Genomic DNA, 18727 nt, shown 5'->3' on the forward strand with positions numbered 1-18727 from the left:
ATGTTACGTCACCGCTTACACTGTTTCACATTATGGCTGCTGGCTGGGCTGAGTATCAGCGCCAGCGCCGCCACGTTACAGGTCGCTCCGGTGCTTATCACCCTGAAACCGGGCGAACAGGCCGCTGCGCTTTATCTTTCTAATACCGGGCATGAGCCAATTCAGGCGCAGGTGCGTGTTGCGGCGTGGACGCAGGTCAACGGCAAAGATACGCTCACGGCAACGACGGATGTCGCCAGCAGCCCGGCAATGACGCGGATTGCCCCTGGAAATCGCCAACTGGTGCGAGTGGTGATGTTGAATCCGCAAACGGATAACCGCCAGCACAGCTACCGCTTACTGATTGATGAGCTGCCTGACCTGCAGGTCGCGCATGCCGACGAGAATGCGGTCCACTTCCTGCTGCGCTACTCGATCCCGGTTTTTATCGCGGGGGAAGAAGGCGCAAGCCGCGTGCCGCTTACTTGCGCCTGGGATGCCCGCCGTCGCGTGCTGAGTTTCGCCAATCCAGGGCAGCAGTACGCGCGATTGAGTGACATCGCGATTCTCTCCGCCTCAGGAACGCAAATTGCCGATATCCGCGGGCTTGCCGGCTACGTGCTGGCCGGAAGCCGGGTAGACATTCCGGTTAATTATCGCGGTAACACGCCGCCGACGACTTTGAATCTGCATCTGAACAGCCATAACGATGACTGCGTACTCTCCTCTGGCATATCGGTTTCTGCCGCTGCTATGTCTTCTTCTGCCTCTTCGAACAGAGGCTGACGAGCAGCGCGAATGGCTGGAGATCTCCCTCAATCAGGCGGTGTATTCGCGCCTGATTGAAGTGGATATCCGCGATGGCGCTTACTGGATTTCGTTACAGGATGCCAACAACATAGGGCTGAAGCTTGCTGACTCGTCGTCGGCGTGGATAGCGCTGGCTTCGCTAAAAGGTGTAGAGGTGGCCTATGACGCGATGAACCAACGGCTCAATATCTATGCGGCGCGGGATGCGCTCGGGGGCGAGCAAAGGCTTCATCCACAGGCGCATGACCCGCTGACGTACTCGCAGGCTCAGCCACTCAGTTCCCTGATGATGGCGTATACCCTCAATTACGCCACCAGTCAGGAGGTTAAACAAACCAGCGTTCAGACCCAGTTCAGCGCCTCAGGCTGGCTGCCCGGTACGTTGACCAGCAGCTTTAACGCGCTGCATCGGGAAACCGCGACGGCATCGACCAGCCGCAATACGCGCTTAATGAGCACCTGGCAGTTCGACAGCCCGACACATCTGGCGTCTGTGAGCGTGGGTGATAACATCACAACTGGCGTGGGCTGGAGCCGTCAGGTACGCTTTGGCGGCGTTCATTTGGCGCGAAATTTCGACCTTGATCCACAGCTCAACACGCTGCCGCGCCAGACATTCAGCGACACGGTGGCGCTGCCTTCGACGGTGGATCTCTACGTTGATGGCCTGAAGCAGAGTTCCAGCCACGTCACGCCGGGGCAATACATCCTGGAAACAACGCCGACATTTACCGGGATGGGGCAGGCGCAGGTGGTGGTAACCGACATTAACGGCAATCGCAAAACCGTTTCCCTCGATCTCTACGGCACGCCGCGCATGCTGGCGCAGGGGCTTAGTAGCGGTTCGCTGGATATGGGTTGGATGCGCAAGCACTACGGTACGCGCTCTGCTGATTATGAATCACCGTTGCTGACTGACGCTGGCTGGCGTTACGGCGCCACGCAGCAGCTTACGCTGGAGGCCCACACCGAACAGCAGCAGGATATGTACAACGGCGGCCTCGGCGCGTACTGGATGCCGATAATGGGGCTGGGGGTGATCAATGGTTTTGCTGTCGCCAGCCAGGGCCCGGACGGCGCAGGGACAAAATATGGCGGCGGCTATCAGTGGAGCGGCCATGGTGTCTCCCTCGCAGCGACGAGCACCATCAACAGCGCACATTTTGCGGATAACGCATCGCTGAGCGGTTCCACACCGCTGCGGCGCAGCGATGCCGTCTGGCTAAGCGGCAACGTGCCGCTACTGGGCACTTTCGGCGCGGGGCTGGTTCGCCAGCGTGCCGATTCACAGCTTAGCCGTTATCTTAATCTCTCCTGGTCGAAAAGCCTGGGGCGGGGCTATTTTACCAGCCTCAGCTATACCCGGGAGTTAGGGGAGCATGCCCAGCAACTGACCTTCACGCTGACCGTTCCGTTCGGCCGTCAGGATCTCATGAACGTGCAGGCGCAGGGACAAAACCGCCAGTGGAACTATCGCCATCAAACGGAAAATAATAATGACGGCTGGCGCTGGCAGGTAGGGCAAAGCAGCGGCAGCTCCGGCACGCGTTACGCGGATATCGGCAATGTTAACCCCTGGGGAGAATGGCATATTGGAACCAACCAGTATGGTTCTGACAAGAGCTGGTACGCCAGTCACGAAGGCAGCGTTGCGCTGCTCGGCAAACAATTCTTCCTGTTGCGGCGTGCGGACTCCGGCTTAGCGCTGGTATCGACCGACGGGTTTGCTCATGTCCCGGTGCATCTGGAGAATCGTCTGGTGGGGGAAACCGATGATAAGGGCTATCTTCTGCTGACGGATATTCCTGTGTGGAACAACAGTAAAATTACGATCGATCCCTTAGGCCTGCCGCCATCTGTGCCTGCCACCAACGTCGATATGAACGCGCTGCCGGGCAAAACGCAGGCGGTGCTGGTCGATTTTGGCCTGAAGGCGACGGTCTCGGCGGTGGTTTATCTACAGGATGAGCAGGGAAATGCTGTGCCAATGGGCAGTCGGGTTGCTGTTAAAGGCATGGCGGGCTATCAGATGGTCGGGCGGGAAGGGGGCGTATGGCTGGAAAACCCGCCGTTACCGGCCGATATTACCGTCTTCATGGGGCGCGAGTCGTGCCATCTGAGGCTCCCGCCGATTGCCGGTAAGCAATATATGCAATATGGCGTAAAAATCTGTAGCCCGCATTAAAAAAGCCCTTAAGCGTTAAGGGCTCTCCTGGTGTTACGACGCTTGATGCGTATTTTCGTGAATAAAATTGATAAAGGTGGATAACGTTTGCGAGGTGTTATTCTTCATCCAGTTAATCATGATATCGAGCTTGAATGACGGGACGTTAATATCTTTCATCACCACCCGATTCGCCGGTAAAATTGAGCGAAAAGATTCCGGGACAATCGCAATACCTAATCCCGCACTGACCAAAGAGGGGAGCAGAAGCGGGTGCGAAGTTTGATGATGTACGTCTGGAGTAAACCCGCATAACGTTTTGATGGCATCGCTGGTGGAATAATCTGGAGTGGCATAAACCACAAACGGCTCAGCTGCCAGCTGCGTAAAACTCAGTGACGGTTTATCTGCCAACCGATGGTTACGTGGCATAATCACTTTTAGCGGATCGGACGCTAACCATAAACTGGAGGTTTCAACATCATGCGGTACATCCAGGTTGCTGAAAAAACCAATGTCAATTTCGCCATCAATCAGGCGTTTACTTTGGTGGAAGTCACTGTGCTCAATCATATTGATATTAATTTCCGGATACCTTATCTGGAATCGACTAATTAATCGTCCCATAATATCGCTATGCGCAGTAATACTGGAATAAAATATATTTAATGTCCCGGAGATCCCTTCCGCCAGATCGCTCGCTGCTTCAAGAAAACTTTCTGAAGCCGTTAAGGCAGTGCGGGCTTTTCCCAGCAGTAATGCGCCCTGTGCGGTAAGCTGTACGCTGCGTGTCGTACGGATAAAAAGCGTGGTGCCTACTTGTTCTTCAAGCGATTTTATCAATGCGCTTAATAGTGGTTGGCTAATGTTGAGTTTTTCTGCGGTTCGTCGAAAATGTAATTCTTCAGCGAGACAAACGAAAGCACGTAAATATTTCGTATCCATTGTTTAACATTTCATCATTATAATAACTAATTGCGTGAGTGTATGTTGCAAGCGTTGAATGTGTGCAAGAAAAGAATATGACTCGGCATAATAAAGAAACAACATTATCTGTTTTTTATTTTACTGTCTATTCAATAATAGAAGATATTCTAATAACCGTTAAAATATATTATAAAAAGTTAATAAATGTCAATATAGGTTTTTTCTGTGTTTTGCATTAACAGGAGTTGGAAAGCGCCGTAGGGTGTTGTAATTCGGAGGAAAAAAGACTTTATTTGTAATGTCTGATCAATTCAATATTATTAATTAAATAGCGGCAATAATAAATAAAAGCATCATATCAAATGTGTCTTTGGGGGCATTATGGCAGAAACCGGCATGAAAAGGAGATAGCGCTTAATGGTTACCGGAGAGAGTGGATAAGATATGTTTATAGATCAAATTAAAAGCCCGACGGAGTGGGGTGAAAATGCCTGCCCATACGCAGGAGATCAAAATTGCCCGTTTTCCCGTCGGGTTTCACAGACAGAGCTCACTGGGCTCTGCCCGTCGAATGCCGGGGCTTTATTCTGCCACCATCCACATATCGGCTTCTTCAAACATCTCTTCCAGCATTCGGTTAAGTTTTTCCCGATCGCTTTTACTGGCGTCGCTGTTCAGGCCATTGGCCTGCATCGGTTTTACGCGCACATCGGCATCAGGGAAGAGGCGATGTACCCGTTTAGTCAGCTCCGCTAAGATGATTTCACGCGCGTCAGGTAACCCTGCAACGTTACGTTTATCGTAAACCAGTTCTACAAACATACTGTCTCCAAATACTGAATGTTTATACAGTATTATGCGCTATAACCGGGGGCGGACGTCAACAGATTTGTCACCAGTATCTCGCAAATTGCGCACTACATTTCAAAAATGTTAATAACCTTCTGCGTAATTGTTATTTTGTGGCCCTAAGGCTTTCCCCTACAGTGGCGAAACAGAAACAACAATAATCACATCGCACATTTGGGGCCGCACCATGCACGTTAAAAAAACTTTTTTCGCCAGAACCGCATCTGCGCTGGCGCTAACGTTCGCCGCGTTTTACAGCCAGGCAGAAGCGTTACCGACACTAAGTCTTGATTACGCTTACTACGCCCCGGAAAGCCTGATCGTGAAGAAAAATCACTGGCTGGAAGATGAATTAAAACCGCAGGGGACGGAAGTGCGCTGGGTATTATCGCGCGGCTCGAATAACTCGCTGGAGTTCCTGAACAGCGGCTCAACGCAGTTTGCGCTCACCTCCAGTATTTCGGCGTTTGTCAGCCGCACCAACGGCCAGCCGGTGAAAGCGGTATACAGCTATCTCTGGTACGTTCCGAGCCTGCTGCTCATTCAAAAAGATTCACCGCTGAAATCGATCGATGAACTGAAAGGCAAGAAAATTGCGGCGACCAAAGGCACCGATCCCTATTTCTTCCTGCTGCGCGCACTGGAAGCCAACCAACTGAAACCGAGCGATGTGAACATTGTTCATCTTCAGCATCCTGATGGCCGTACCGCACTGGAGCAGGGACGCGTTGACGCCTGGGCCGGGCTGGACCCGCATATGGCGGCGGGGCAACTGGCAGGAGATAAAGTGCTCTACAGTAACGACAAATTTGGCGTTGCGGCGTTCCTTAATACCAACGAGAAATTCCTTGCGGAACATCCTGACACGGTAAAACAGGTGATTGCCGCTTACGACAAAGCGCGCCAGTGGATCATCGCCAATCCGGACGAGGCCGTGAAAGTGATTGCCGCAGAAACCAAACTGCCGGAACCAGTTATCAAGCTGCAGCTCAGCCGTTATGACCTGACCAAACCGATCCCTGGCGAAGCGCATCTGAATGCCATCAAACCGGTCATCCCTCTGCTACAGCAGGACAAAATTTTGCGTTCCGGCACCGATCCTGAAAAAGCGTTGAGCACGCTGGTGGATAGCGCGCTGGCCAAGCAGGTTGTGGGGGAATAAGCCTATGTCCGATATCTTGCGGGGGACGAAGGTTAAACCGCCACGACGATTTACCGTTAAGCGCTATAACCTGCGCGGCTGGGCGCTGCCGATTCTGGCGGCGCTGGCCGTGGAGATCATCGTGCGGCTGGGGATTATCCCGGCGTGGGTGATGCCGCCCCCGGAAGAGCTTTTCTACAGCTTTGTCGAGTTGGCGCAGGGCGAGCTTTGGCAGCATATTCTGGCCAGTTCTCTGCGCGTGCTGGCAGGCTTTACCATCGGCGCGTCGCTGGGCGTGCTGGTGGGATCGCTGGTGGGGTTGAGCCGCAGCCTCGAAAGCTGGCTTGACCCGACATTTCAGGCGCTGCGTGCGGTGCCCAGCCTCGCGTGGGTGCCGTTGCTGCTTATCTGGATGGGTATCGATGAAAGCGCCAAAATCACGCTGATCGCCATTGGCGCGTTCTTCCCGGTTTATCTCAACCTGGTGGCGGGTATTCGCAACGTTGACCGCAAACTGATTGAACTCGGCACGCTCTATCGCCTGAGCGGGGCGCAGCTGATCCGCCGTATTATCCTTCCCGCCGCACGGCCTTACCTGTTTACCGGGCTGCGTAGTGGGCTTTCAATGTCCTGGCTTTGCGTGGTGGCGGCAGAACTGCTGGCGGCGACGCAGGGTGTCGGCTATCTGCTGACCGATGGCCGCGAAAATTCGCGCCCGGACCTGGTACTGGTGGCGATTATTACGCTCGCGATGATGGGCAAACTCTCCGATAGCCTGCTGAAAAAACTGGAAAACCGCATGATGACCTGGCGGGATAACTACGAAGGAGGTCGTTAATCATGGGTGCAATTTTACAGCTGGAGCACATTGAGAAAAGCTTTGCCGAACGCACTATTCTTCGCGATATCCACATTCGCCTGGACGAGGGCGAAATCGTCAGCCTGTTGGGCGCCAGCGGCTGCGGCAAAAGTACGCTGCTGCGAATCGCTGCCGGGCTGGACACCGATTATCGCGGGCGTTGCCTGTACGGCGAAGAGCAGAGCACCCGCCAGGATCACCGCGTCGGCGTGGTGTTTCAGGAAGCGCGCCTGTTCCCGTGGCTGACCATTGAACAAAATATTGGCTTCGAAGACGACAACCGCGCCGACGAGGCCTGGGTGACACAATTGCTTAACGATGTCGGCCTCAGCAGCCATCGCGGCAAGCTGCCCAAACAGCTCTCCGGCGGACAGGCGCAGCGTGTAGCGATTGCGCGCGGACTGTACGGCCGCCCGAAGATTTTGCTGATGGATGAACCCTTTAGCGCCGTTGATCCGTTTACGCGCATGAACCTGCAAAATCTGGTGCTCAATCTGGCGCGTCAATACGGGATTGCGGTGCTGCTGGTGACCCACGATCTGGATGAAGCGTTTTATCTCAGCGACCGGGTAGTCATTTTAGGCGGCGAACCAGGGCGTGTACTGCGTGATGTCGCGGTTTCGCTCCCGCATCCGCGTGACCGTAACGCCAGTGAACTCGCCAGTTATCGCAAGAGCGCGCTGGATTTACTGGTCAGTCACCACGCCGTTTCCTGAATCCTTTTCATGCATTTCTTACCATTTATCGCCGCGTTGCGAGGGGAGCCCCTTGATTAAAAAACAGATACGACTGAATGCTTTTGAGATGAATTGCGTCGGGCATCAGGCTTCCGGGCTGTGGCGACACCCACGCGATCGCTCCTGGCAGTATAAAGATCTCGCCTACTGGACGGAGCTCGCCTGCCTGCTGGAGAAAGGGCTGTTCGACGGCCTGTTTATCGCCGATGTGATTGGTTATTACGATGTTTACGGTGGCAATACCGAAGCGGCGCTGCGCGATGCGGCGCAAATCCCACTTAACGATCCTTTACAGCTGATCGCGCCCATTGCAATGGTCACCGAACATCTGGGGATTGGCGTCACCATTTCCACCAGTTATGAGCATCCGTACACCTTTGCCCGCCGTCTGGCGACGGCCGATCATCTTTCCGGCGGCCGCGTGGGCTGGAATATCGTGACCTCCTATCTCGATAGCGGTGCGCGCAATACCGGGCAACAGGCGTTACTGGAGCACGATGCGCGTTACCAGCGCGCCGGAGAGTACATGGAAGTGGTGTATAAGCTGCTGGAAGGCAGCTGGGAGCAGGATGCGGTGGTGCGCGACAAGGAAAAGGGCATTTTTGCGCATCCAGAGAAAGTGCATCCCATTCGTCACCACGGTGAACATTTTCGCGTGCCGGGCGTGCAGATGAGTGAACCCTCGCCCCAGCGCACGCCGCTGCTATTCCAGGCCGGTTCCTCCGGCGCGGGCGTCAACTTTGCGTCTCGCCACGCCGAGAGCGTGTTTGTGAATTCTCACACCCTGAGCGGCTTGAAGAGTTATGTCGCCTCCCTGCGCGAACAGGTTGTCGCTAACGGGCGGCAGGGAAGCGATGTGCTGGTCTACACCCTGGTGACGGTGATTGTGGAAGAGACCGATGAAAAAGCACAGCAAAAATATGAGGAGTATCAGCGCTATATCTCTCGCCCCGGCGCGCTGGCGTTGATCTCGGGCTGGACAGGTCTTGATCTCGCTGCGCTGCCGCATGATGTGCCGTATCCGCAATTACCGGAACCGGCTTCAGGGCTGGTGGCGCGTTTTGCCGCGGGCGATACCTCGTGGACGCTAAACGATCTTGCTGACTATGGCGCTATCGGCGGCCTGGGGCAAGTGTTCGTGGGCTCGGCGGCAACCGTCGCGGACAAGCTTCAGCACTGGGTCGAAGAGAGCGATGTCGATGGCTTCAATCTTTCGTACGTTGTGGCGCATGAAACCTTTAATGATGTGGTGAAGTGGCTGGTGCCGGAGCTTCAAAGGCGCGGCGTTTACCGAACGCATTACCCCCAGGGAAAAACGCTGCGTGAAAAAATGTTTGGCCGGGGGCCGCTGCTGCCGGAAAACCATCCGGCGCACGCGTACCGCGATCCTGCCCGCTATACCGACAACTTCAAGCAAGAGGTAAAACAATGACCGCATTCTGGGCGCTCCAAAGCAATGATAACGATCCGCAATACGCCGCGCTGGCAGAAACCTTTCGCCCTGTGTTTACGCGGATTCGTGAAGGTGCACAGGCGCGCGAGCAGCAGCGTGAACTGCTGTTTGAACCGCTTCAGTGGCTGAAAGCCGTGCGCTTCGGCGCGCTGCGCGTGCCGGTTGCGGCGGGCGGCTATGGTGCCAGCTTGCCGCAGTTCTTTGCGCTACTAACCGAACTTTCTGCGGCGGATTCCAATATTACCCAGGCGCTGCGTGGTCACTTTGGTTTTGTCGAAAGCGTGCTGGCGTCTGCGGATGTCGGGAAGCAATCACGCTGGTTTGCCCGACTCGCCCAGGGGGATTGGGTTGGCAACGCCTGGAGCGAACCGGGTGACGCGAAGCAGGGGACGTTTACCTCACAGATAGTGCGCGAAGGGGAACACTATCGACTGAACGGCAAAAAATATTACACCACCGGGTCGCTGTATGCCGACTGGATCAACACCGGCGTGAGCGATGAACAGGGTGTGTGGGTCAATGTGGTGGTGAATCGCCACGCTGAAGGGGTAACGGTAGAAGATGACTGGGACGGATTCGGTCAGCGCCTGACGGCCAGCGGCACGACGCTGTTTGCCGACGCGCCAGTACAGGCGGAAGAGTTGACGCGCCATGAATCGGCGACGTCCTACGATCCTGCGTTCTATCAACTGGTGCATCTTGCGACATTAACCGGCATTGGTCTGGCGGCCGCACAAGATGTGGCGCAGGCGGTGCGTACCCGTACGCGCAGCTACTCCCACGGCAACGGTCCGCGTGCAGCGCAGGACCCGCAAATCTTACAGATCGTGGGTGAGGTCTACAGCGCGGTGTATGGCGCGAATGCGATTGTGGTGCAGGGCGCCCGCGCCTTGCAGCAGGCATTTGACGCTATCGGCCACGCCGAGGCGGCGGATCGCGCTAATCAACAGGCGGAACTGGCTATTGCCCAGGGGCAAACCGTGGTGTCAGCGTTAATTCTGGATGCGGTGACGCGTCTTTTTGATGCGCTTGGCGCATCGGCAACGTCTTCTGCGCACGGGTTGGATCGCTACTGGCGCAATGCCCGCACGCTGGTCTCGCATAACCCGCGCGTTTACAAGGCGCGCATCGTGGGGGATTACGCCGTGAACGGCACGCCGCCGGGGTATCAGTGGCGAATTGGTACGGTGTGATTGATTGCCGGTGGCGCTGCGCTTGCCCGGCCTACAACGGCTCATACCCGTAGGCCTGATAAGCGCAGCGCCATCAGGCGCAGTTCGGCACAGTTGCCGGGGGCGCTGCGCTTGCCCGGCCTACAACGGCTCATAACCCGTAGGCCTGATAAGCGCAGCGCATCAGGCGCAGTTCGGCACAGTTGCCGGGGGCGCTGCGCTTGCCCGGCCTACAACGGCTCAAAACCCGTAGGCCTGATAAGCGCAGCGCATCAGGCGCAGTTCGGCACCATTGTCGGGGGCGCTGCGCTTGCCCGGCCTACAACGGCTCATACCCGTAGGCCTGATAAGCGCAGCGCATCAGGCGAGTTCGGCGCCATTGCCGGGGGCGCTGCGCTTGCCCGGCCTACAACGGCTCAAAACCCGGAAGACCTGATAAGCGTAGCGCCATCAGGCGCAACTCGGCACCGTTGCCGGGGGCGCTGCGCTTGCCCGGCCTACAACGGCTCAAAACCCGGAAGACCTAAAAAGTGCAGCGCCATCATTGCTCAAGTGTTGGAGGGAGAAAACGCTCGGCTGGTTTACAGCAGTTGTGAGCCGATTCAGGGCCGTGTGGTCGGGCAGCTAAAAATTCGACTGGATACGCCGATGACGCGGGAGGTGTTGCGTCTGGCGGAGCAGGTAGCGGACAGGATTGCTGTACACGAATAGCGCGGAATTGACCGTCGTCTCAGGAGGTGACGCGGTCAATCAGTTAGCAAGGTGAGCGCACAGTTCATTCCAGTAGGTTTCGCGGATAAGACGTTTCTCAGCGTGCTTTGTCACGAAACCACTCCGGCTCAATATTAGCGACATCCACACCGTACAGGCTGGCGACGGGTAACACAGACTCGATAACGCGTTCAGCGCTATGTTCATCAGACCCCAGCCATATTTGTTGCAGATGCTGTAAAAGTGCTGTCAGTAATGTTTTCATTCTTCTCTCCAGAGTGATTTAAACCGTATAAAACCAGTAAACCCCCTTCCTTTGAAAAGATGAAATAACAATATTGGCTGACCTTTTGCGATAACTGGCATTAGGCTTTGTTAATTTGTTTACCTTCATACAACAATGTTTTCACTAATATTTTTTTGCTCTTGATAATAAAGATTCGTTATTTGGTGAGAACGAAAGCTTATGGGAGCGTAACAGCACACAACAAAAACAGGGATATCGGAGAAAAACTATGGCACTGAAATTACATACCGCACAGAAGCTGGCAATATTTGTGGGGCTGGCCGTCAGCTCGCTGGCGGTTATTCCGGCGCAGGCCGATCAGCTGGCAGATATTAAAGCCAAAGGCGTGGTGAAAGTGGCAACCTTTGACGCCAATCCGCCGTTTGGCTCAGTCGATGCCAAAACGCATGAGCTGGTGGGGTATGACATTGACTTTGCTAAAGCCCTGGCAAAATCACTGGGCGTAAAACTGGAACTGGTGGCGACCAACCCAGCTAACCGCATTCCGCTGCTGCAATCGGGCAAGGCGGACCTCATCGTCGCGGATATCACCATCACCCCGGAGCGTGCGCAGGTTATTGATTTCTCGACGCCTTATTTCGTGACCGGGCAGCAATTCCTGGTGCCTGCGGCGTCTGGCGATAAACTGGATGATTACAGCAAAGCGCGCATTGGCGCGGTAAAAGGCACCACCGGTGAACAGACGCTACATCAGCGTTATCCGCAGGCGCGTGTGCTCTCCTATGACGATATCCCGCTGGCGCTCACCGCGCTGCGTAATGGCAACGTGCAGGCGATAACCCAGGACAGTACTATCCTGGCGGGCCTGCTTGGCGAAGCGCCGGATAAAGCGAAATTCAAAATCATCCCGGATTTACTGAGCAAAGAAGAAATTGGCGTGGGTGTGAAAAAGGGCGAACCCGCGCTGTTAAAAGCGGTGAATGATGAGCTGGTGAGCCTGGAGAAATCGGGCGAAGCGGCAAAAATTTACGACACCTGGTTTGGCCCGGCGACCAAAGCGCCGCAGCCGCGTTCTTTCACCATTGAAGCAAAATAGTATGTTGTCGGCATTATTCTCTCGTTCCGCGGCAAAGGCCGCGGATTTCTCCCATCTTCAGCAGGCGAGCGTGCAATTTCGTCAGGCAGTGAAAAGCTATGGCGACCATCGCGTGCTGAACGGTATCGATTTAACGATTCACTCCGGGGAAGTGGTGGCAATCCTGGGCCCATCGGGTTCGGGGAAATCCACGTTGATTCGCCTGATTAATCAGCTGGAAAGCCTGAGTGGGGGTGAAATTCTGATTGATGGCAAAGCGACCTCTCAGCTTACGGGTAACGCGTTAAGGCAGTTGCGTAGTCGTATTGGCTTTGTTTTTCAGCAGTTTAATCTCTACGCTCACCTTACGGCTCGACAAAATATCATGCTGGCGCTGGAGAAAGTCCATGGCTGGCCACACGCTAAAGCCGAAACTCGGGCGCTGGAGCTGTTGCGTAAGGTCGGGCTGGAAGAGAAAGCTGACCATATGCCCTCGCAGCTTTCCGGCGGCCAGCAACAACGCGTTGCGATTGCCCGCGCGCTCTCATCCTCACCGCAGATAATTTTGTTCGACGAGCCTACGTCGGCGCTGGATCCTGAAATGATCGGCGAAGTGTTGCAGGTCATGCAGACGTTAGCGCACAGCGGCATCACGATGATTGTGGTGACGCACGAAATGCAGTTTGCGCGTGAAATCGCTGACCGGGTGGTGTTTATCGACGGCGGTGACGTGCTGGAAGTTGCGCCGCCTGAGGCGTTCTTTACGCGGCCACAGCATCCCCGCGCCGTGCGGTTCTTGCAAAAAGTGCTCGACCCGCTGCATCAGGAGCGTGCTGAGTGACTCACTTGTTTGACTGGCAGGGTGTGCTGAGCGGGCAGCCTTTGCAATGGATCTTTTCCGGGTTCCTGACCACCCTGTGGGTAACGCTGGCAGGTATTGTGCTGGCGAGCCTGCTGGCGATTCTGTTTCTGGCGCTGCGTCTGTCGGGCGGAGGTGTGGGGCGAGGTATCACCGCCGCGTGGGTGTCTTTGTTTCGCAATACGCCACTGCTGGTGCAACTGCTGTTCTGGTATTTCGCCGCGTGGAATCTGCTGCCGCAGGGCGTGCGGGATTTCGTCAATGACGACCACGGCTGGTCTATCCTGCCGGGCGATGTCTGGTGGCTAACGCCGGAGTTTCTCTGTTCTGCATGGGGGCTCGGCGTATTTACCTCGGCGTTCTTGATTGAAGAAGCGGCATCGGGCCTGCATAGCGTATCGAATGGTCAGCGGGAAGCTGCGCTGGCACAGGGTTTTAGCACGTGGGGAATGTTGCGACATATTCTGCTACCACAGGGGCTGGCGAACGCCTGGCAACCGATCGTGGGGCAGTATCTGAATCTGATGAAACTCTCCTCCCTCGCGAGTGGTATTGGTTTCGCCGAGCTGACCTATCAGGTGCGCCAGATTGAAAGTTATAACGCCCATGCGCTGGAAGCCTTTGCGGTCGGCACGGGGCTGTATCTTCTCACCGGGATCGTGTTGGGTTTACTGTTCACGCGCTTCGGCCCATCGCCAGTGGGCAGCGCGAAACGGGTGAAAAATGTCACGCTGAAGACAGCAAGGAGCGTTGAAGATGGACGCTAATATGGCGGTCATTATTGATAACCTGGATTATTTACTCTGGGGCCGCCTGATGGACGGCGAACCCGGCGGCGTAGTATTGACGCTGATGATGGCATTAGGGGCTGGGGCGCTGGCGCTGCCTGGCGGTATTGTTCTCGCCTGCCTGGCCTGGCGCTATGACGGTGTGGTACGCAAGCTACTCTATTTGTGGGCGGAAATTATTCGCGGTATCCCGCTGATTTTCGTCATCTTCTGGCTCTGGTATCTGTTGCCGATGTTGACCGGCAGTGATTTACCCGGCGCATTGACGGTCACGCTGGCCCTGGCCTGGTTCACGGCCGCATCGGTGATGCATTCGGTACTGGCGGGGCTGCGTTCCCTCTCCGAAGGGCAATATGAAGCTGCACTGACGCAAGGCTTTAGCGCCGGGCAGAGCCTGCGTTTTATCCTCCTGCCGCAGGTGCTGAAAAACGTCATGCCGTCATTGTTGGGGATATTCATCGGCCTGCTGAAAGACACGTCGCTGGCCTTTATCGTCAACGTGCCGGAACTGACCACCGTTGCGGGGCAGGTGAATAATCGGGTGCAAATCTACCCGATGGCGATATTTATCTTTGTCGGTCTGGTGTACTACCTGCTGTGCGCCGCGCTGGGCCTGCTGGCGAAACGCTGGCAGCCTGGCCGTTATTCGCCAACGTGATGAAATTAAGCGCTTAATCCCAGCTTTGCGAGCTAACCCCCGGAAAATTGTCACATTACTGTCACAATCAAGCGGTGGGTTATCACGCAAAGAGGATTGAGGGATGAAAAAAGCCGTACTGGCCGTCGCGGTGGCGACGACACTATTAACCTCCATTGCCGCGCAGGCAGAGACCTCCCCGGAGGGATACCAGCTCCAGCAAGTGTTGATTATGAGCCGGCACAACCTGCGCGCACCGCTCGCCAATAATGGCAGCGTGCTGGAACAATCCACTCCGCAAAGCTGGCCGGAATGGGATGTCCCTGGTGGGCAACTCACCACCAAAGGCGGCGTGCTGGAAATCTATATGGGCCATTACATGCGTGAATGGCTGGCGCAGCAGGGGATGGTGACCTCTGGCGAGTGCCCGACGGATAACACGGTTTATGCGTATGCAAATAGCCTGCAACGCACGGTGGCGACGGCGCAATTCTTTATCACGGGTGCGTTTCCGGGGTGTGATATTCCGGTTCATCATCAGGCTGAAATGGGGACCATGGACCCGACCTTTAACCCGGTGATCACCGTCGATTCTGCGCAGTTCAGCCAGCAGGCCGTACAGGCGATGGAAAAAGAGCGCCAGCAGATGCATCTCGACGAGAGCTATAAGCTGCTGGAGCAAATCGCCGATTACCGCCAGTCTCCGAGTTGCAAAGAAAAACAGCAATGCGACCTGAACGGGGCGAAAGACAGCTTCAGCGCGCAATACCAGAAAGAGCCGGGCGTTTCCGGGCCGTTGAAGGTGGGTAACTCGCTGGTGGATGCCTTTACGTTGCAGTATTACGAGGGCTTCCCGCTGGATCAGGTGGCGTGGGGTAAAATCAAAACCGATCAGCAGTGGCGCGTGTTATCGCAGCTGAAGAACGGTTATCAGGACAGCCTCTTCACCTCAAAAGAGGTGGCGCAAAATGTCGCTGCGCCGCTGGTGAAATATATCAATAACGCGCTGGTTGCGCAGGCAGACAAATCTGCCAAAGTGACGTTGATGGTGGGACATGATTCCAATATCGCCTCGCTACTGACCGCGCTCGATTTCAAACCTTACCAGCTGCATGACCAGCACGAACGCACGCCGATTGGCGGAAAGATCGTCTTCCAGCGTTGGCATGACGCGAAGGGCAATCGTGATTTGATGAAGATTGAGTATCTGTACCAAAGCACGAAACAAATTCGCGACGCGCAGGCGTTAACGCTGCAATCGCCACCACAGCGCGTGACGCTGGCGCTGAACGGTTGCCCGGTCGATGCCAACGGTTTCTGCCCGATGGAGACGTTTAAAGCGGTGATGAAGGACGCGGTGAAGTAGGGGAAGGGCATAATAACGAAAAGGCTCCCATCGGGAGCCTTTGTCATTCACACAGCAATTTCATTAAACGTTTTTACGTTCAATGGTTTGCTCGCCCCAAAAGAGCGAATCTTTATCGGTTTTACTGAACGCCAGGGCGAGGACTTCATCACTGCCTTCTTCCCAGATCTGTTCGGCCAGTTTTTCATCATATTTGGCCACCTCAAAAATCGCCTGGGCGATTTCCGGCGAGGTGTTGCGCAAGCTCGCCCATTCGTTTACGTGGTGAGCTTTTGCTTCTTGTGTTGGCATAGAAATCCTCCTGCTGAAGATTAACCTTTTAACTTAACCGCAAGCCCGGCGACATGTTCACCCTGATAGCGGGCAATCGCGAGTTCTTCCTCGCTCGGCTGACGTGAACCGTCGCCGCCCGCGATGGTGGTCGCGCCATATGGCGTACCGCCGCGAACCTGGGAGACATCAAACAGTTCCTGCGCGCCGTAGCCGATAGGAACAATCACCATCCCATGATGAGCAAGCGTAGTCCATGTTGAGGTAATCGTCTGCTCCTGACCACCGCCGGTACCGGTAGAACTGAATACGCTACCGATTTTGCCGTACAGCGCACCAGAGGCCCACAGACCGCCAGTTTGATCAAGGAAAGTCCGCATCTGCCCGGACATATTGCCGAAGCGGGTTGGGGTACCAAAGATGATGGCATCGTACTCAGCCAGCTCCTGTGGCGTGGCAACCGGCGCGGTGTGCGTTTTTCCGCCCGCTTTAGCGAAAGCTTCCGGTGACATGGTTTCCGGTACGCGTTTGACGACAACTTCGGCGCCAGAAACCTTATTTGCACCCTCTGCGACGGCTTTGGCCATCGTCTCAATGTGTCCATACATGGAATAATAAAGCACCAGAACTTTTGCCATCTGCAACACTCCTCGGTTTATCGTTACACAGCTTTTCGCTGTCCTTCTTTAAAGATAAGCCGTGTCGACAGGAGTGCAAACTTTAGAACCATTTCTTTGATTTGTAACAATGACGCATGTGATTGAATGTAAAATAAAGATTCTTTGTTAATGTTTTGAAATGCTCTGATTGAATAATGTGCAGAAAGAAATCATCCTCTGGTTGCCAGGACGATTACGCGGGCAAGAAAAGCCCGCGTTTATTTTAAAATGTCACACCGCGTGTTTTAAGCCAGTGACGAGCACATACCTCCGAACAGGTACGAAAGTGAATATCAATAGTCAGCCTGCTGTCACGGGTGACGTTAAAAACGCTGGCTGGCCCGTTGGCGTTATGATCGTTGACCAATAGATCCCCTGAGGCTGGCCTTTCACCTGACAGCAACGTTCCAATGATAAACTCTCCATGTTCGTTAAGGCTGCAAATACACCCGGTTCTGGCGCTGAAATGCAACACCACATTGCACAATTCGCTTCCTCCTGCGATCGCTCAGTTAACCGGACGCAAGGTTGGGAAGAGAATGACATCGCGAATGGTAGGGGAGTCGGTGAAAAGCATCACCATCCTGTCGATACCAATACCCAGCCCTGCCGTGGGCGGTAATCCATATTCCAGTGCCGTGACATAATCAGCGTCGTAGTACATTGCTTCATCATCGCCCGCATCTCGTGATGCAACCTGTGCCATAAAACGTTCAGCTTGATCTTCGGCATCATTCAGCTCTGAGAAGCCATTGCCTATTTCTCGCCCACCGATAAAGAACTCGAAGCGGTCGGTTATCTCAGGGTCAAGATCATTACGACGTGCCAGTGGCGAAACTTCTGCAGGGTATTCAGTAATAAACGTTGGTTGAATCAGATGGCTTTCAGCGACGACGTCAAAGATTTCCGTGATGATGCGTCCGTGCCCCCAGCTTATCTCTGGCTTAATCCCCAGTCGTTGCGCCAGCGTGAGCGTTGACTCAGCCGAATCAAGCTCTTCAGGTTGGATGTCGCTGCCATATTTCACAATGGCTTCTTTCATCGTCAAACGTGTAAATGGTTTGCCAAAGTCAAAGGACCACTCGCCATAGGTTACTTCTGTACCGCCCGTAACGTCCTTTGCAACCTGTCGGAACAGCGCTTCTGTGAGGTCGATGAGATCGTTGTAATCGGCATAAGCCATATAGAGTTCCATCATGGTGAACTCGGGGTTATGGCGCGGCGAAATACCCTCATTGCGGAAGTTGCGGTTGATCTCGAATACGCGTTCAAAGCCGCCCACCACCAGGCGCTTGAGATACAGTTCGGGAGAAATACGCAGGAACATATCCTGGTTTAACGCATTATGACGCGTAATAAATGGCCGAGCCGATGCACCGCCAGGAATAAGCTGCATCATGGGCGTTTCGACTTCCATAAAGTGACGCGTATTCATAAAGTCGCGAATCACAGACATGATTTGTGAACGCACTTTGAAAGTGTGGCGTGTTTCTTCATTGGCGATGAGATCCAGATAACGCTGGCGATAGCGACGCTCCTGGTCTGTGAGGCCATGAAATTTATCGGGTAAGGGTTTGACGGCTTTGGTGAGGAGGCGCACGTCTTTGCAGTCGAGGGTTAGTTCTCCGGTTTGTGTTTTAAACAACACACCGGTTGCACCAAGGATATCGCCCTGATCGATGAGTTTAAGAAGCGCGTCGTAGCGGTCGGCGTTAAGACTCTTAGCGCTAATATAGAGTTGAATTCTTCCCCCCATATCTTGCAGCGTTAAGAACGACGCCTTTCCCATCACCCGACGAGTCATCAGCCGCCCTGCGACAGAAACGCTTATTTTATGATCGTTAAGTGCTTCAGCGCTGAATGCATCATAGAGATGATGCAGGGATTGTGATGTCGCATCTCGGCGAAAATCGTTAGGGAAGGCATTACCGGACTGACGAAGTAGCGCAAGCTTTTGTGTTCGCACGCTAAATACGTCTTGTAAATTTTGCTCGTTATCTGAAGTTTCCATACTCGTAGCCTCC

General features: G+C 54.6%; 18 protein-coding genes. 12 read left to right on the forward strand and 6 right to left on the reverse strand.

The window, feature by feature from the left end; translation table 11 throughout:
• Both AC1MKH_RS09405 and AC1MKH_RS09410 read left to right on the forward strand, forming a co-directional pair.
• Positions 1-765, forward strand: coding sequence for a fimbrial biogenesis chaperone (locus tag AC1MKH_RS09405; protein WP_276220273.1), 765 nt, complete (start codon positions 1-3; stop codon positions 763-765).
• Positions 689-2974, forward strand: a complete 2286-nt coding sequence (locus AC1MKH_RS09410; RefSeq protein WP_276220272.1) for a fimbria/pilus outer membrane usher protein — start codon at positions 689-691, stop codon at positions 2972-2974. The genes AC1MKH_RS09405 and AC1MKH_RS09410 overlap by 77 nt, the downstream gene beginning before the upstream one ends.
• 33 nt (positions 2975-3007) lie before the next feature.
• Here the strand turns inward: AC1MKH_RS09410 and AC1MKH_RS09415 are convergent, their stop codons facing one another.
• Both AC1MKH_RS09415 and AC1MKH_RS09420 read right to left on the reverse strand, forming a co-directional pair.
• Positions 3008-3898 carry a LysR family transcriptional regulator gene (locus AC1MKH_RS09415; RefSeq protein ID WP_276220271.1) on the reverse strand — a complete coding sequence of 297 codons (891 nt, stop codon included), beginning with the start codon at positions 3896-3898 and terminating at the stop codon, positions 3008-3010.
• Positions 3899-4462: 564 nt separating this feature from the next.
• Positions 4463-4702, reverse strand: a complete 240-nt coding sequence (locus AC1MKH_RS09420; protein ID WP_015964953.1) for a DinI family protein — start codon at positions 4700-4702, stop codon at positions 4463-4465.
• Between the two features lie 214 nt (positions 4703-4916).
• Here AC1MKH_RS09420 and AC1MKH_RS09425 point away from each other — a divergent pair, with 214 nt between their 5' ends.
• The 5 genes from AC1MKH_RS09425 (at position 4917) to AC1MKH_RS09445 (ending at position 10112) form a co-directional block, all read left to right on the forward strand.
• A complete protein-coding gene (locus AC1MKH_RS09425; RefSeq protein WP_276220270.1) occupies positions 4917-5891 on the forward strand; it encodes an aliphatic sulfonate ABC transporter substrate-binding protein in 975 nt (324 codons plus the stop codon).
• A 4-nt stretch (positions 5892-5895) separates the two neighbouring features.
• Positions 5896-6708, forward strand: coding sequence for an ABC transporter permease (locus AC1MKH_RS09430; protein WP_108474460.1), 813 nt, complete (start codon positions 5896-5898; stop codon positions 6706-6708).
• Positions 6709-6710: 2 nt separating this feature from the next.
• Positions 6711-7445: an ABC transporter ATP-binding protein gene (locus tag AC1MKH_RS09435; RefSeq protein ID WP_015964950.1), complete on the forward strand. Its 735-nt coding sequence runs from the start codon at positions 6711-6713 to the stop codon at positions 7443-7445.
• 88 nt (positions 7446-7533) lie between these two features.
• The gene (locus tag AC1MKH_RS09440; RefSeq protein WP_488452165.1) at positions 7534-8898 is read left to right on the forward strand and encodes an LLM class flavin-dependent oxidoreductase; all 1365 of its coding nucleotides are present in this window, start codon (positions 7534-7536) and stop codon (positions 8896-8898) included.
• A complete protein-coding gene (locus tag AC1MKH_RS09445; protein ID WP_327621850.1) occupies positions 8895-10112 on the forward strand; it encodes an acyl-CoA dehydrogenase family protein in 1218 nt (405 codons plus the stop codon). The genes AC1MKH_RS09440 and AC1MKH_RS09445 overlap by 4 nt, the downstream gene beginning before the upstream one ends.
• 787 nt (positions 10113-10899) lie before the next feature.
• On the opposite strand, the gene AC1MKH_RS09450 is transcribed toward AC1MKH_RS09445, so the two are convergent.
• Entirely contained in the window at positions 10900-11067 is a 168-nt protein-coding gene (locus tag AC1MKH_RS09450) for a hypothetical protein (RefSeq protein ID WP_276220268.1), read from the reverse strand.
• Between the two features lie 250 nt (positions 11068-11317).
• Here AC1MKH_RS09450 and AC1MKH_RS09455 point away from each other — a divergent pair, with 250 nt between their 5' ends.
• From AC1MKH_RS09455 to agp, 5 genes are all read left to right on the forward strand, one after another.
• Positions 11318-12145: an ABC transporter substrate-binding protein gene (locus AC1MKH_RS09455; RefSeq protein ID WP_276220267.1), complete on the forward strand. Its 828-nt coding sequence runs from the start codon at positions 11318-11320 to the stop codon at positions 12143-12145.
• A 1-nt stretch (position 12146) separates the two neighbouring features.
• Positions 12147-12965 (forward strand): amino acid ABC transporter ATP-binding protein, encoded by an 819-nt coding sequence (locus AC1MKH_RS09460; protein WP_276220266.1) that lies wholly within the window; start codon positions 12147-12149, stop codon positions 12963-12965.
• A complete protein-coding gene (locus tag AC1MKH_RS09465; RefSeq protein ID WP_276220265.1) occupies positions 12962-13750 on the forward strand; it encodes an amino acid ABC transporter permease in 789 nt (262 codons plus the stop codon). The genes AC1MKH_RS09460 and AC1MKH_RS09465 overlap by 4 nt, the downstream gene beginning before the upstream one ends.
• Positions 13740-14429 carry an amino acid ABC transporter permease gene (locus AC1MKH_RS09470; protein ID WP_276220264.1) on the forward strand — a complete coding sequence of 230 codons (690 nt, stop codon included), beginning with the start codon at positions 13740-13742 and terminating at the stop codon, positions 14427-14429. The genes AC1MKH_RS09465 and AC1MKH_RS09470 overlap by 11 nt, the downstream gene beginning before the upstream one ends.
• A 103-nt stretch (positions 14430-14532) precedes the next feature.
• Entirely contained in the window at positions 14533-15774 is a 1242-nt protein-coding gene (agp, locus tag AC1MKH_RS09475; protein ID WP_276220263.1) for a bifunctional glucose-1-phosphatase/inositol phosphatase, read from the forward strand.
• A 63-nt stretch (positions 15775-15837) separates the two neighbouring features.
• Here agp and AC1MKH_RS09480 read toward each other — a convergent pair whose 3' ends face one another.
• From AC1MKH_RS09480 to lysS, 3 genes are all read right to left on the reverse strand, one after another.
• Entirely contained in the window at positions 15838-16065 is a 228-nt protein-coding gene (locus tag AC1MKH_RS09480) for a YccJ family protein (protein WP_015964936.1), read from the reverse strand.
• A gap of 20 nt (positions 16066-16085) precedes the next feature.
• Complete coding sequence (wrbA, locus tag AC1MKH_RS09485) at positions 16086-16682, reverse strand: NAD(P)H:quinone oxidoreductase (protein WP_015964935.1); 597 nt, start codon at positions 16680-16682, stop codon at positions 16086-16088.
• Between the two features lie 529 nt (positions 16683-17211).
• Positions 17212-18714, reverse strand: coding sequence for a lysine--tRNA ligase (lysS, locus tag AC1MKH_RS09490; RefSeq protein ID WP_276220262.1), 1503 nt, complete (start codon positions 18712-18714; stop codon positions 17212-17214).
• Positions 18715-18727: the final 13 nt, after the last annotated feature.

The organism is Pseudocitrobacter sp. CD920760, assembly GCF_057782505.1.

Excerpts from the sequence above, each read along its gene's own strand:
- agp (WP_276220263.1), top strand. The coding sequence starts at position 14,533 with ATGAAAAAAGCCGTACTGGCCGTCGCGGTGGCGACGACACTATTAACC.
- AC1MKH_RS09430 (WP_108474460.1), top strand. The coding sequence starts at position 5,896 with ATGTCCGATATCTTGCGGGGGACGAAGGTTAAACCGCCACGACGATTT.
- lysS (WP_276220262.1), bottom strand. The coding sequence starts at position 18,714 with ATGGAAACTTCAGATAACGAGCAAAATTTACAAGACGTATTTAGCGTG.
- AC1MKH_RS09480 (WP_015964936.1), bottom strand. The coding sequence starts at position 16,065 with ATGCCAACACAAGAAGCAAAAGCTCACCACGTAAACGAATGGGCGAGC.
- AC1MKH_RS09450 (WP_276220268.1), bottom strand. The coding sequence starts at position 11,067 with ATGAAAACATTACTGACAGCACTTTTACAGCATCTGCAACAAATATGG.
- AC1MKH_RS09425 (WP_276220270.1), top strand. The coding sequence starts at position 4,917 with ATGCACGTTAAAAAAACTTTTTTCGCCAGAACCGCATCTGCGCTGGCG.
- AC1MKH_RS09460 (WP_276220266.1), top strand. The coding sequence starts at position 12,147 with ATGTTGTCGGCATTATTCTCTCGTTCCGCGGCAAAGGCCGCGGATTTC.
- AC1MKH_RS09455 (WP_276220267.1), top strand. The coding sequence starts at position 11,318 with ATGGCACTGAAATTACATACCGCACAGAAGCTGGCAATATTTGTGGGG.
- AC1MKH_RS09410 (WP_276220272.1), top strand. The coding sequence starts at position 689 with ATGACTGCGTACTCTCCTCTGGCATATCGGTTTCTGCCGCTGCTATGT.
- AC1MKH_RS09420 (WP_015964953.1), bottom strand. The coding sequence starts at position 4,702 with ATGTTTGTAGAACTGGTTTACGATAAACGTAACGTTGCAGGGTTACCT.
- wrbA (WP_015964935.1), bottom strand. The coding sequence starts at position 16,682 with ATGGCAAAAGTTCTGGTGCTTTATTATTCCATGTATGGACACATTGAG.
- AC1MKH_RS09415 (WP_276220271.1), bottom strand. The coding sequence starts at position 3,898 with ATGGATACGAAATATTTACGTGCTTTCGTTTGTCTCGCTGAAGAATTA.
- AC1MKH_RS09445 (WP_327621850.1), top strand. The coding sequence starts at position 8,895 with ATGACCGCATTCTGGGCGCTCCAAAGCAATGATAACGATCCGCAATAC.
- AC1MKH_RS09405 (WP_276220273.1), top strand. The coding sequence starts at position 1 with ATGTTACGTCACCGCTTACACTGTTTCACATTATGGCTGCTGGCTGGG.
- AC1MKH_RS09440 (WP_488452165.1), top strand. The coding sequence starts at position 7,534 with ATGAATTGCGTCGGGCATCAGGCTTCCGGGCTGTGGCGACACCCACGC.
- AC1MKH_RS09435 (WP_015964950.1), top strand. The coding sequence starts at position 6,711 with ATGGGTGCAATTTTACAGCTGGAGCACATTGAGAAAAGCTTTGCCGAA.
- AC1MKH_RS09470 (WP_276220264.1), top strand. The coding sequence starts at position 13,740 with ATGGACGCTAATATGGCGGTCATTATTGATAACCTGGATTATTTACTC.